At 51.0% G+C, this 13,409-nt stretch carries 11 protein-coding genes and 1 pseudogene; 1 reads left to right on the forward strand and 11 read right to left on the reverse strand.

The genetic code is table 11. The features are described 5' to 3' along the window. The first annotated feature begins 266 nt into the window (after positions 1 to 266). Positions 267 to 1,260, forward strand: a pseudogene (locus tag TM49_RS16780) (IS5 family transposase). Between the two features lie 264 nt (positions 1,261 to 1,524). On the opposite strand, the gene TM49_RS16785 reads toward TM49_RS16780, so the two are convergent. The 11 genes from TM49_RS16785 to TM49_RS16835 all read right to left on the reverse strand — a co-directional run bounded on the left by TM49_RS16785 (position 1,525) and on the right by TM49_RS16835 (position 13,382). Then, a complete protein-coding gene (locus tag TM49_RS16785) occupies positions 1,525 to 2,766 on the reverse strand; it encodes an endo-1,4-beta-xylanase (protein ID WP_144409590.1) in 1,242 nt (413 codons plus the stop codon). Then, positions 2,756 to 4,627: an acyltransferase family protein gene (locus TM49_RS16790; RefSeq protein ID WP_045682972.1), complete on the reverse strand. Its 1,872-nt coding sequence runs from the start codon at positions 4,625 to 4,627 to the stop codon at positions 2,756 to 2,758. The genes TM49_RS16785 and TM49_RS16790 overlap by 11 nt, the downstream gene beginning before the upstream one ends. A gap of 20 nt (positions 4,628 to 4,647) precedes the next feature. Further along, positions 4,648 to 5,910: an O-antigen ligase family protein gene (locus TM49_RS16795; protein ID WP_045682973.1), complete on the reverse strand. Its 1,263-nt coding sequence runs from the start codon at positions 5,908 to 5,910 to the stop codon at positions 4,648 to 4,650. A gap of 2 nt (positions 5,911 to 5,912) precedes the next feature. Continuing rightward, a complete protein-coding gene (locus tag TM49_RS23110; RefSeq protein WP_082074783.1) occupies positions 5,913 to 7,013 on the reverse strand; it encodes a glycosyltransferase in 1,101 nt (366 codons plus the stop codon). After that, the gene (locus tag TM49_RS16805; RefSeq protein ID WP_045682975.1) at positions 7,006 to 8,112 is read right to left on the reverse strand and encodes a glycosyltransferase; all 1,107 of its coding nucleotides are present in this window, start codon (positions 8,110 to 8,112) and stop codon (positions 7,006 to 7,008) included. Before TM49_RS16805 ends, TM49_RS23110 begins: the two co-directional genes overlap by 8 nt. Next, positions 8,112 to 9,404 carry an oligosaccharide flippase family protein gene (locus TM49_RS16810; protein ID WP_082074784.1) on the reverse strand — a complete coding sequence of 431 codons (1,293 nt, stop codon included), beginning with the start codon at positions 9,402 to 9,404 and terminating at the stop codon, positions 8,112 to 8,114. The genes TM49_RS16805 and TM49_RS16810 overlap by 1 nt, the downstream gene beginning before the upstream one ends. A 21-nt stretch (positions 9,405 to 9,425) precedes the next feature. Then, positions 9,426 to 9,908, reverse strand: coding sequence for a glycosyltransferase (locus TM49_RS16815; RefSeq protein WP_045682978.1), 483 nt, complete (start codon positions 9,906 to 9,908; stop codon positions 9,426 to 9,428). After that, positions 9,905 to 10,354 carry a glycosyltransferase family protein gene (locus TM49_RS16820; RefSeq protein WP_045682979.1) on the reverse strand — a complete coding sequence of 150 codons (450 nt, stop codon included), beginning with the start codon at positions 10,352 to 10,354 and terminating at the stop codon, positions 9,905 to 9,907. Before TM49_RS16820 ends, TM49_RS16815 begins: the two co-directional genes overlap by 4 nt. Positions 10,355 to 10,491: 137 nt before the next feature. Then, positions 10,492 to 11,007, reverse strand: a complete 516-nt coding sequence (locus tag TM49_RS23115; RefSeq protein ID WP_244464742.1) for an acyltransferase — start codon at positions 11,005 to 11,007, stop codon at positions 10,492 to 10,494. A gap of 180 nt (positions 11,008 to 11,187) precedes the next feature. Further along, positions 11,188 to 12,204, reverse strand: coding sequence for an NAD-dependent epimerase/dehydratase family protein (locus TM49_RS16830; protein ID WP_045682981.1), 1,017 nt, complete (start codon positions 12,202 to 12,204; stop codon positions 11,188 to 11,190). 11 nt (positions 12,205 to 12,215) lie between these two features. Next, positions 12,216 to 13,382: a nucleotide sugar dehydrogenase gene (locus TM49_RS16835; RefSeq protein WP_045682982.1), complete on the reverse strand. Its 1,167-nt coding sequence runs from the start codon at positions 13,380 to 13,382 to the stop codon at positions 12,216 to 12,218. Between the last annotated feature and the right edge of the window lie 27 nt (positions 13,383 to 13,409).

Raw genomic sequence — 13,409 nt, forward strand, 5'->3', positions numbered from 1 at the left:
CGAGGATGCCGGCTCCCGGTCAGGCGGGTAGGTTTTTACTCACTCCCGTAGATAAGATGCAAACGTATCGACCACCGTCGCTAAATCCTTCTTGGGGCCATAGCTCCAAGCCCCAAGAACTCGATCTGCCCAACCTCTTGAAGTGGCCGACACCATTACCCGTCGCCGGTGCATACCCACGCTCGTAACTGGAGGCCTCGAAATACCTACCAGTTTCCGGCGTTTCATGATTCAGTTGGTTCGGGATGAATTCTCGGAGATTGGTTATGGACGGGCAGCCTGGTTTCTTTGATGTTGACGAGCGTGATGCGCGGCTGAGCGCTGTCGGTGATCCGTTGGAGAAGTTGAACGCGATCATACCGTGGGCTGTTTTCGAAAGGCCTCTGGCCAAAGCGCTGAAGCGGTCGGACGGCTCGAAAGGCGGTCGTCCCCCTATCCGGCCATCATGATGTTCAAGATCCTGATGCTGCAGGCTCTTTATAACCTATCGGATGACCAGTCCGAGTTCGTCATTCAGGATCGTCTGTCGTTCATGCGGTTTCTCGGCCTGCCACTTTCGCAGAAGGTGCCGGATGCCAAGACGATCTGGCTGTTTCGGGAAAGCCTTGTCCGGGCTGGTGCCATCGACAATCTGTTTGCCCGTTTCGACAAGCATCTCTCGAAATCCGGCTATTTGGCCAAGGGTGGCCAGATCGTGGATGCGACGATCATACAGGCCCCGAAACAGCGCAATACCCAGGACGAAAAGGATGCGATCAAGCGCGGGGAAATTCCTGATGGCTGGAAGGACAGGCCTGCAACGCTTGCCCAGAAGGACCGCGATGCGCGCTGGACTGTGAAATATTCAAAGGCGAAACGCCCGGAGGCAACGCCACATTCCGACAAGTCACAGCAGCGCATGATGGCGCTCAGCTCAAAAAAGTTCTGCGCAAGGACAATACGGCCTCGACGGTCTGGGCTGACAGCGCCTACCGTTCGAAGAAGAATGAAGCCTTTCTCGCCGACAATGGTTTGAAATCGGATATTCATCAGCGCAAACCAAAGGGCAGGCCCATGCCGGAGGCCATGTCGCGGGCCAATGGGCGACGATCAAAGATCAGGTCCGCCGTCGAGCATGTGTTCGCCCAACAGAAGGACAAGATGAAACTCTTCATCAGGACCATCGGCGTCAACAGGGCGAAGGTGAAGATCGGCATGGCCAACATCGCCTACAACATGCTCCGCTATGTCTTCCACGAACGAAAACCTGCCGCGGCATGACGACGGGCCCGGCAAGGGGCTGAAATGCCGAAAACCCAAACACCGAAATGACCGAAAAGCAGCCCCACGGACCGGAACTCTTGTCGCAAACGGCTCAAGCCGGGGTCAATCGAGGCGTCCAACTGTCTCCCTCGGCTCGCCCCATCCAAAGAAGTATGGGTGATCACCCCTCGCCGGTCTTCCGGGGCTAGCTCCCTAAGATCGGCGGCGCGCAGATAACGCAAATGAATAAAGCCGAGAATGCCTTTAAGTAACCTTGGACAGTTAACGTACCGGCGCATTTTTGAAGGCACGGGCAATTGCGTACCAGATGGGCTTGCGCGCGAAGTCTGAATCCAATGGCAGAGGCCTTGGTAGGTGCTCGCCACGATCTTCCGGTTCTCGACCTTGTTCAATTGGTGACCAGTAGAAGCTAGTTTGCGACGACAACCGGTCAGTAATGCCCCAGGTAAGTACTTTTTTGACATTCGGCTGCGCCAATGCAACGTCCAAATACGCTTCTGCCGCGCTAGCGACGCACTGATCTTGTTGCTCTATGGACTTCTCTGCTAGATTATCTTGTACGTCGAGCTCTGTTATATATATTTCATATCCCATATCAGAGATTTCCTTCAGAAACGCTGAGTAGATCTCTGCATTGAAGGGCTTGCCAGCAGTGAGATGAGACTGAAGACCGGCCACATGGCACGGAACTCCGCGCTTTCTGAATCCGCTCAGCAAATCGATAAAAGCCCGTCGCTTCACTTCATCTTCTGGAAGGTCGTACTCCATGAGATTATCGTTGCAGACAAGCTTAGCATCGGGATCAGCCTCGTGAGCGAGATGGAAAGCCGCATCAATATAAGCTGGCCCCATCGCGTGGTACCAGAAATTTTTCCGGTCACTCAGCAGACCGACATTCGGACTGAGAGCTTCATTGATCACATCCCAATCCGTAATCGTACCGCGATACCGCCGCATCACAGTGAAGATGTACCGCTCCATGATCCGATGTGCGTTGATGCTTCCAAGTCTGTAGACTTGCTCCGGCAACCAGTCAGGAGCTGAACGCGATCTGATCAACTCGTGTCCCCGGACCTCCAGACCATTAGATGTAGCAAAATCGACGATCTGATCGGCCTGTTCGAAGTTGTAATGCTCTGGCCGAGGTTCGATATGTCGCCATTTCATCTCGCTCTCGGAAACGACAACATTGCAATTTTCAAGAATTGCACTCCTATAGGCTGGAATGGATTTCAAGCGCCCTGCGCGTACAGCCGCACCATACCGGATGCCTTTTTCGCAGGCGATATCACCAAGCCCACTCTCCGCGCAGTCCATACCCGCGAAAGCTCTATTACCTGAGACCAGGACCCCCCCGCTTGCCTTTAGGAAAGTTCTCCGGCTGATCATCTTGTGGTCTTTCTTCAAAAGGCTCGCCAGTGCAACATCTTCGACCAATCGAAAGCTCTGCAGAGGTGAAAGAAAATTGATCGGCTTGCTGCCATTGCAGGTCTTATTGTTCAAAGAGGTTGCGGATCTTTTTGGCCACGCACTCCGCACCTTCGGCCGTCAAGTGCCCATAATCAAACTGACGGGGCACATCGTTGAGTAGAACGCCGCAATCGTCCTGATGCACTGCATCATAAGTTGAAAAATAAACGACATTTTCCGGAAGCCGATCTTCTTTAAAAAGGCGGTCCGCTTTCTTTGGCTCGGAAATCTCGCGACTTCTCACGTAAGATGACACGTCCACGCCTTTCCGCATTGCTGTAGCAATTTGACGGGGCAGTGTCCCTTCATACTCTGTGATAGGGCCCGGGATTATAACTTTGTCCGCATAAGCAGTAAGCGCTGCAGCCGTCCTGACGGCGTCAGCTTCATCAGCTGTTGTCCAGCGGCCGGCCAAAATAATACCATCCAAGTGATGCTTCGGTACAAATTCGTCAAAAACATATTCAAACAAGTCGGTGCATGATGCCCGTCCGCTCAGAGGAAGTATCGGCTTACAGCCGGAGGCCGTGGCCTGAAGGAAGTTCACCTCCGGCGCTTCCTCATTCAGCCCTGCAATCAAATGCGCAGCATGACTATCACCGACAAGCAAATAGTTCGGCTTGTCATCAACCAGGCTCAAGCATTTATTCTGATCGAAGAATCTGTAATCATCGTAGGAACTTGTAAGGAAACAAGTTCCTGTGTTCATTACCTCCGGATAATCGGTTCCGTAAGTTTCATAGGTCAATATCTTCTCTATTCCGCCCGGCAACTTCCCCCAAATAAGGGTGTTAATCCTGCCGGTAAAGCTTGCAACAACAGCTGTTGCTGCCATCAATGTCACACCCAATGTAAGCACACGCATCGTCGGCATTTGACTACGCCCGCGGAAGGGTTTCTCAATCACAGCCCAAGAAAAGGTGGCCATCACGAAGCTGAGAGCGATAAGCAATAATCCAATTCTTCCGCCCGTGCCCTGCAGGTCAGTTTGTTGTGCAAACACGTAAATCGGCCAGTGCCATAGATAGAGAGAATATGAAATCAGACCAATGAAGCGGATCACCGAGAACCCCAGTAATCGCGCAACCAACGTATCGCCATCTCGCCCGGAATAGATGATGGCAGCAGCGCCAATGCACGCCGGTGCAGCAGATAATCCAGGAAACGGCATATCATCTGAAATAAGAAGCACAGAGCCGACTACGAGCAAAAACCCGACAACTCCCAACCCTTCCTTGCACCATTTATTTGTCGGTAATGCCGGCGCAGAAATCGCTAGGACGCCACCAAGCATCAACTCCCAAGCGCGATATTGAACCAGGTAAAACGCACCACTTGGATCGAGATTGAGAGCCAGTTGAGCAGCCACAAGGCTTACGCCGGCAAGCAGCAGCAGTGCCCATACCTGTACCCGAAACCTGAACCGCGCGATAAAGAGGACGATGATCGGAAAGAATATGTAGAACTGTTCTTCGACAGAAAGCGACCATGTATGGAGCAGAGGATTACTGTGCAGCCCAGCATCAAAATAACCCGACGTATTATAGAATAATATATTGGAAACGAAAAATATCGAGCTTAGGAGCGTCTCCCCCACTTCCCTTGATTCAGAAGGAAATTGGATGCTAACAGATGCGACAATACAAAAGCCATACACAACATATAAAGCAGGAAAAATTCTCTTTATCCTACGCTTATAAAACTCAAAAATACTAAATCTTCCCTCACTAACCTCATCGTATATTATCCTTGAAATAAGGAATCCAGAAATCACAAAGAAAACATCTACACCAACGAATCCGCCAGGCATATATTTGGCAAAATTAATATGAAATAGAACGACTGGCACAACCGCCAAGGCCCTGAGTCCGTCAATATCTCTTCTATATTTCATACAAAACCACCATAATAAAATTAACTCGATCTATATTTAGGAATAGACCTTTTCGCAAAAACAATAGCGATGGAGAACAAAATTATGACCCACTCCGGACTATCGCGGTCGAGAAACTGGCTTTTGGTCATATTCCCGATAATGCCAAACAAGATCCAGGAAAATGCAAGGCTGCCGGCCTTGTCGACCACATTGAAAGACAAAACACGAAAAAGCGGAATCACGGCAAAAGCCAGGGTGCTCAGGACAAGCCCCACAACGCCGGTAGTCGCAAGAATTTCAAGATAGGAGTTGTGTGCGTGACTGACAGACTCCATCCAGCTCGCCACGATATACTGGCGCGCAGGCGCTGAAGCCCCCTCCCAGAAAGCACCGAAACCGGAGCCCAGCAAAAGATGGTCCGGCACATATGCAAATACAACTCGCCAGATAGAAAGGCGCCCGGTCAATGTCGTCGGGTCATCAAGCAACAGAGTAATTTCGGTCTGAAAGGCAAAGTACAGGGCTGTCATAAGCGACACAGCCCCGAGTACGACAAAGCGGAAAGCAAGTTGCCGATTTTTCGAACGCTCGAAATATCGGTAAACCAAAACCATAAACAACAGGAGAATAAGAAGCGCGATTGACGTTTTCGACTTCGTCCCGATTAGAAAAATAACCGAACATACGAAATAAAGCGTATCGAGCTTTCGTTTATCTAGCCACATATAGTGAAAGAAGACCAGAGCAGCAAGGCTCGCGATCGCACCGGCAGTATTCTTATGTCCGTGCATACCCGCCCAGGCAATGGCTCCTTCATAGGGATGTGTAGCCCCAGGCATGATCGGTATCGACAAGAGATCGACGATAATCACGAAAGCCAAGAGCTTCTTCAGGATACGCAGGCTCTTGTCGACGCCCAGCATGTCAACCGACCAGAACACACTGAGGGTCACAATAATGACAATGACGGACCGTCTCAGGGTCAGGGCTGGGTCAACAGACCACGAGATGCTGACGAAGACCCAACATAAGACAAGCAGCGTCGAAAGCGGGACCGAGCGGATTACACTGCCGCGCCCTCTCGCCACATAGACATAGAATATCGACGCAAAAGTCAAAATGTAGAGGAATTGGCGCAACAGGTTGCCCGAGCCAGCCGAAGCCGCCTCGCTGAGCGGCGTAAACGGCCTAACCCCGATAAAAATCAATACCAGGAAACAGGTAAAAACAAAGCGGCGCGCCTGCGCGCCGTTAACCCTATAACCCGAAGCGCCAGACCTGCCGACGTCCGCATGTGCCATACCTATTTCTCCCGATGAAGAGGCAATCCCAAGGCACTCAGATAGCTCTCAACCATGGACGAAGAGGCGAACTCATCAGCACGTGCCCGCCCGTCTTCCGCTATTTTCTCAAGGCGTTCGGGGCCTAACGAATGAATTTTTCGACCCCAGTCCCCCGGGTCCGACGACGCGTATACCGCTGCGTTGCCCCCAGCTTCTCTCATAACCTCTACATCATGGGCAAGAACCGGCGCGCCCGCGGACATTGCTTCAAGCATGACCAAGGGATGACCTTCGTATATCGAAGTCATCAGCAATAGGTCCACGGCTTTAAGGAAACGCGTAACGTCGGCGCCTCTCAGCGGACCAAGAAAATGAACGCGATCTTCAACGCCGCATTCGCTCGCGAGTCGACGAAGCATCTCCTCTTGAGGCCCACCACCAGCCATATAGAGATGCCCCTCCGCGACATATGGCATAGCACGGATAGCAAGCTGAAAGTTTTTTTGCTCGTGCAGTCGACCCAAGGTACCAAGCACAGGAGTACCATGTGTCATTCCAAAATGCGTCTGACATGCCACCTTGTCTTCATCAACCTCCGGCAACTTTGGAGGTTCATTATAGATCACCGATGTTTTCTTCTCGTATGCCTTGCCGCGGTGAGTAAAACTGTTTTTGACAAAATAGCTGCACGCTATGTTGCCTGAAACGAGCGGTGTTCGCGTCAGCAGCGTCTCAAGTTTCTCAGTTCCACTCGACTGCTGATCACGTGGCCAAGCCTGACGAGAGTAGAAGCGGCCTGCCCAGCCAGTGTTAAGCGCTCCAATGATATTGGCTAGCGGATGGAACCCTAAGGTCACACGCGGCCGTCTTCCAGCTATTTCTACACGGCAACGATTGAGAAAAGCACTCCACTCACGCGGCCCGGACGGCAGTTTGTAATAAACGACAAAAAAATCCTCGATTTCATGATAGTAGTCCGGCTCGCGCTCGAACAAGAAGCCCAGCTGCGCATTGTACCCACGCTCGCGAAACGCTTTAGTCAGGCGGCCCGCGTTATTTTGTGCCCCGCCAACACCGTGGGGCGTGCAAAGGCAAAGAATATCAGCACGTTCTTTAGTCATATCTACGCATACTCTCTTCCACCGCTGCTATGTATTTTTCTGCGATCGTCTCTGGTGAGAATTCTAGTACCCGACGCCGCAGTCGTGCCGCATCACGGTTTGACTGAAGCGCTTCCAACAAACCGCTGGCCAGACCTTCGCGATCGTTTTGCGGGACGAGAACGCCGTATTCTCCTCCCTTCAAGATCTCCCTAGGTCCACTCTCACAGTCGGTAGACACAGCTACTGTTCCACAAGCCAACGCCTCGACCAGCGCATTGGGCCAGCCTTCCCAACGAGAAGACAATACGAAGCAGTCAGCTTTGGCGACATAAGAATAGGGATTCTTGACAAACCCCGGCAAGTCGACACACTTTTCCAACCCCTTTCGCCTCACAAGTTCTTCAAGTGCTGCGCGTTCATGGCCTTCGCCAAGTATCACAAGGCGTGCTGGCGTTGTCTCGATTACCAAAGCAAACGACTCAAGAAGTCGGTCGAAACCCTTTTGGACAGACAGACGCCCCATAGCGACAACAACGGGAATCTGCCGATCCGCCGCGAACCACCTATGTTCCACCGCTTCTCCGGCCAGCGCGTCAATCCGGCTGGTATCGACGGGATTGGGAATTGCCGTGATCTTGACCGGCTTGCCGTTGAAGTGCTTGACAAGGGCCGCGCGAATACCCTCACTTTTGGTGATGATGTGATCGGCATGAGGGTAGAGATAGGGGCGCAGCCTCCGTATTGTCTTCCAAGCCATTCCAGTAACCGCCCCGCCGCTCGCCAGTGGGTTGTTACATTCGACAACAATCACCCTTGTTCTACCGATAAATGGCTTCAATAGAAGGCAACCGATGCTTGGCTGGTCGAGTACGGTAAGAACTGCGTCAAACCTCTCGCGCCGCAAGAGCCGGGCCAGCGAAGGGAGTGCCGAAAGCATTCTCTTCCCTAGAGAAAGAATACGCACGTTGGCGGAGACGTCGCTCAAATAAGGTCCGCGGCGATGATTGAGCACTAAGCTGACATCATGCCCGAGCCCGGCCATTGTATTTGCGACGTTGACCGCTACCCGCTCAGCACCGCCACCCGATAAGTTATTTAGTACAAAAGCTACGCGCATTAGCTCCACTCTTTATCGTTGTTTCGCGCAATGCTTAATGCCGTGACTATCATCACGAAATTAAATACAACACAAATAGATGTATAGCCAGCAATAGCATAAACGGAATCGTAATTGTAGGATATTGATAACAACGCCATTAACTGACAAATAAACATAAGTATCTCGAAGATAAATTGCAACTTCTGCCGGCCATAGGTATGAAAAATACACCAGGCGGGTATTTTAACCAGAACGGTCAGCATCCAAAGACCGACCCACCGGGCATACTCGCCGGCCTCACGCCACTCATCGCCAAATATGAAACCAAATATATACGGTCCGAAAGCAATCACTGGCGAAAATATGACACCACCAAATGCGGCCAGCCCGAGAGACGCCTTCAGCGCGCTTGGAAAAGCGCGCTGCCTGTTGTTAACACGCGCCGAAATATGCTGCAGCAGAACCTGCCTAATGGATTGACTAATGAAATTGATGGGAAGCTGCATGGTGCGGATCGTCAACCAATACCAACCGACAACATTCGCGCCAAAAAAACTGCCTAAGATAAAATATGGAAGGTTTTGCGTCAGGGATGTCAAAAGGTCCTGCGGGGCGGTGAACTGCGGTAATCGCCTGAAGCGGATGGCCGCCACTTTCATCCGGCGCCATGAGTAACCATGCATCAGGATACGCCGGTGAGGCCAGACCGCCTGCTTTATAAGAACTCCAGCAGCAAAAAAGAAGGCTATTATCTGGGCAGCAACGAGACCATGAACGCCCCAAGCCAAGAAAGCGGTTATGATCTGCAGGGATGCGAGAACGGCAGCTCGGGAGAACTGATATAGAGCCTGAGGACGATACACTTTGTGACGCGTAGCCCATTGGCTCCCGCTAAGAAAAAGGCCAATCGATATGACCTGAAGAGGAACCCATGGCAGGACGTCAGTGAGGGCATCGGAGCTCATCAGACGTGCCACGATATCGCCCCCGCCCGACACCAGGAAAAGGCCGAAAATTGCAGCTATGGAAAATACGATAGTGATGCAAAGCCCCCATAATGACGCGGCCATCCCCTCACCTTTTGCCAAAACAATACCGAGATCGTAGCGGAGGGATGAGACATTACCGATGAGGAATGCGAGCGACGTAAAAAGACCGAATAGGCCAAAGGTTTGAGGATCCAGAAGTCGCGTCAGAACAGGCGACGCTAACAGTGTGATTGCCTGCCCTGCTGCAACACCGACGCTAAGCATTCCGACGCGCCTCAGCAGAACGCTGCTAGTCAGCTTTGAAAACATATTTTGCGGCATAAATAATCTCGTAAAACCGCCTCAATTTTTCGCAATAAAGTCTTTGAGCGCTTGAAGTAATTGCGGCGTCGCCGTTGCAGAAACATCACGTCCGCTTCCCGTTAACTCGTCGCGTCTGTCGAGCAAATCAAACATCTCAGCCTTGTCTTTAGCGACGTAGATGCCTGGCTTGTTTGAAAAGCGCTGCGTGGTTGCCAACTGATGGTCATTGCGATGCTCGCCGAAGCGCGCCAGGCGAGGCATAATCACAAGCGGTTTCGCCATCTCCAAAGCGCCGATAATGGTACCCATACCAGCATGGCCGATGAGCAGAGCAGCCTGCCGCTGAAAACTTGCAAACTCCAAGGGGTCGATATAGGCGTAGGTCTTGATCGCCCTCGACTTGAAGTTGCTCGGACCTACTTGCGCTACGACATCTGAGACGCCCCGCTCGAACGCCCACTGATCAATTATCTCAATCATCCTATCGAACGGGAACTGCGTGCCAACGGCGACGAAAATCATACGACGGCTCCCTTCCACTCAACCCCTTCGTATTTTGCAGCAACTTCCGGCCACTGCGACAAAACCATATCAGCTCGACCGACGGCCAAACGGCCCGACAATGAGAGCTCTTCGGCGTTTGCTATGCTGTCGATCCAAACAGTGTTGGCACCAAGCAAACGGCCAATCAAAAGCGCAATGACACCAGGAGCAGCACCCGTAGTGACAATAACTTTAGGGCGAATACGTATTATCAGATAAAACAACCTAATTGATAGAATAAAAAGCCTAAACTTTTCCGATTTCGATGCGTCTGGAACAAATCTAACCTTTTCACCGGGCAGTATATCAGACATATGCTTCATGGTTGTGATATAGGTGACATCACAGCCCTCGAAGGCTGGCCTAAGACGCAGAAGCTGCACCCAGTGCCCCCCTGCAGACGCAATAGCGATAAGCTTTTTCAATTATTCACCTCAAAAATATACACAAATTATCAGATTATATACTCACGAAGATAAATTCACCACACGATATATAGAGTATACAATACTAAAGAATCATATTCATATAAACGAGTTTGTTCGATATGAATTTTTTACGTCTATTTTAGGCGGTCTTTGTACAATTCGAGGTAAAAAGACTTCTTTTCGTCATCCGGCAAACGCTTAGTGCGCTTCCCGATCTCATGAACTTTCTCACGATACTCATCGAGCCTGCGGAGCACTTTTGCCGGAACTCCGACAGCAACAACATTATCGGGTATGTCACGTGTGACCACGGACCCAGCACCAATTACGACGTTACTCCCAACTGTCACGCCAGGCATAATTACTGCCCCATAGCCTATAAAGACATTGTCTCCGACTACGATAGGTTTTACCACATCAATGTCAGGGCTACTATTGCGGAAAACCCAAACGCCTCCATCATGGGTTTCGAACCGTGTAGCCGTGGCACTGACATGATTACCAAGCTTTATGAGATATGGTTCAGAACTATAGCTGACTCGAATAAGGCGGCAATTCTCGCCAACATTGACACCAATCATCCGTGCATAGTGCACCGGGGCGCGACGCTTGTAATAGGCTAATTGGATCTTTTTCAATATGCGTTTCAAACCGTTTCTCCGGATCAGCTCAAGACAATATTGCTTCGTGATTAAACAGAAGGGCTAAAGGCGGTTCTCGCTCAAGAAATCAACTGCTCTCTGCCCGTCCTGTCCAAAAGACAGGCTGCAGCAAGAGAGAGAACGCGCGCTGTAGCAACAACCGAGTTTCAGCCACGAGCTACCCAGATCCTAAAGCTGATAGTAATCGCGATACCAATCAACAAACTGAGCAACCCCCTTAATTACCGGCGTCGTCGGCCTGTAGCCCGTGAGCGACATGAGCAGCGACGCATCCGCCCAGGTTGCAGGCACATCTCCGGCCTGCATTGGCATCAAGTTGCGCTCTGCGACCTTCCCCGTCGCCCTTTCGATGGCCTCAATGAACTCGGTCAGCTGAACTGAATCGGAATTTCCGATGTTAACTACCCGCCATGGGGCTACTGGTGACAGGCTATCACCGTCAGGCACAATCCCGTCTTCGGGACGCACCGGCGGTACGTCAATCAGCAATCGGATGGCATTTACGAGATCTTCAACGAAAGTGAAGTCACGCTTCATGTCACCGAAGTTATAGACATCAATCGGACGCCCTTCGAGAATAGCTTTAGTAAACTTGAACAATGCCATATCAGGCCGCCCCCAAGGGCCATAAACGGTGAAGAACCGAAACATCGTGATCGGAAGTTCAAACAAATGCGCATAGGAATGCGCCATGTTCTCATTCGCCTTCTTTGTGGCAGCATAAAAGGACATCTGGTGGTCGGCCTTCACCGTTTCGACATAAGGCATGTCCGTGTTGGCACCGTAAGCCGATGAGGTAGAAGCCAGCAAAGAATGAGCAGGCGGAAATGCCCGCATAGCCTGCAGCAGCTCAAATGTGCCGATAAGGTTGCTTTCAAGGTAAGAGCGAGGATTCTCGATAGAGTAACGCACGCCGGCTTGCGCAGCGAGATGTACCACGACATCTGGCTTTTCGTCAGAGAAGATATCCATCAGCAAGTCAGGCGCTTCGACACAATCATTGATCGCGCGAAACCCTTGATTCTGCAAAAGCATGGACTGCCGCCGCTCCTTGAGAGCTACATCATAATAGTCAGTCATTGCATCGAGCCCGATCACCCTGAAGCCATCTGCGAGCAAGCGGCAGCAAAGATGATATCCAATAAATCCGGCGGAACCGGTAACAAATGCTGTACGGCTGGTCATATCAATTCTCCTCAGTCCGCACCGAACAGGTCACGGGTAAAGACCTTGTCAATCACATCTGAAATATCGGCCGTCACTCGGTTAGCTACGATCACATCGCTCTTTGCCTTAAATTCAGACAGCTCGTTTACCACAGGAGATTTAAAGAACTCCGGAGCATCAAGAACGGGCTCATATACGATAACGTCGATACCCTTAGCCTTGACCCGCTTCATGATGCCCTGAATGGAGGATTGCCGAAAATTATCCGATCCAGCTTTCATGACCAGTCGATAGATGCCGACCGTCTTGGGACTTTTCGCAATGATCTGGTCGGCCAGATAATCTTTCCTCGTTCGATTTGCATCCACGATGGCACGGATGAGATTCTGCGGCACTTCCGAGTAGTTTGCCAATAGTTGTTTCGTGTCCTTCGGCAAGCAGTAACCGCCGTAGCCGAACGAAGGATTGTTGTAGTGGCTACCGATACGTGGATCGAGTCCGACGCCCTCGATGATCTGCTTGGAGTCCATTCCATGCGACATGGCGTAGGAATCGAGCTCATTAAAATAGGCAACGCGCATTGCGAGATAGGTATTGGCGAACAGTTTGATCGCTTCCGCCTCCGAGGGATCGGTAAAGAGGACAGGAACATCTTTTGTGATCGCCCCTCCAAGTAGCAGGTCGGCAAACTGTCTGGCGCGCTCAGAGCGCTCTCCCACAATGATCCTGGACGGGTGAAGGTTGTCATAAAGTGCCCGTCCTTCCCTAAGGAACTCAGGCGAGAACATCACCATATTTGTATTCAGCTCGCTGCGCATACGCTCAATGAAACCAACAGGCACTGTTGACTTCACCACCACCGTCGCAGAGGGATTGATCTCCTTCACCTGCTTGATGACGGCCTCAACGGATGATGTGTCAAAATAATTGTTTACCGAATCGTAGTTAGTCGGCGTAGCGACGATCACGAACGAAGCGTCCTTGTAAGCAACACCATATTCGGTGGTTGCGAAAAGATTTAGTTTTCTGTTCCTCAGAAAATCTTCGATTTCATTGTCGACGATCGGACTAATTTTATTGTTTAGGTCAGCGACCCGATCCGGACTTATATCTACAGCAATCACTTCGTTGTTCTGCGCCAACAAAATGGCATTTGACAGACCAACATATCCAATTCCTGCGACGGCGATCTTCATATCAACACCTATTCAGTATCTAAATTC

It is taken from the genome of Martelella endophytica, from assembly GCF_000960975.1.
Taxonomy (GTDB): domain Bacteria; phylum Pseudomonadota; class Alphaproteobacteria; order Rhizobiales; family Rhizobiaceae; genus Martelella; species Martelella endophytica.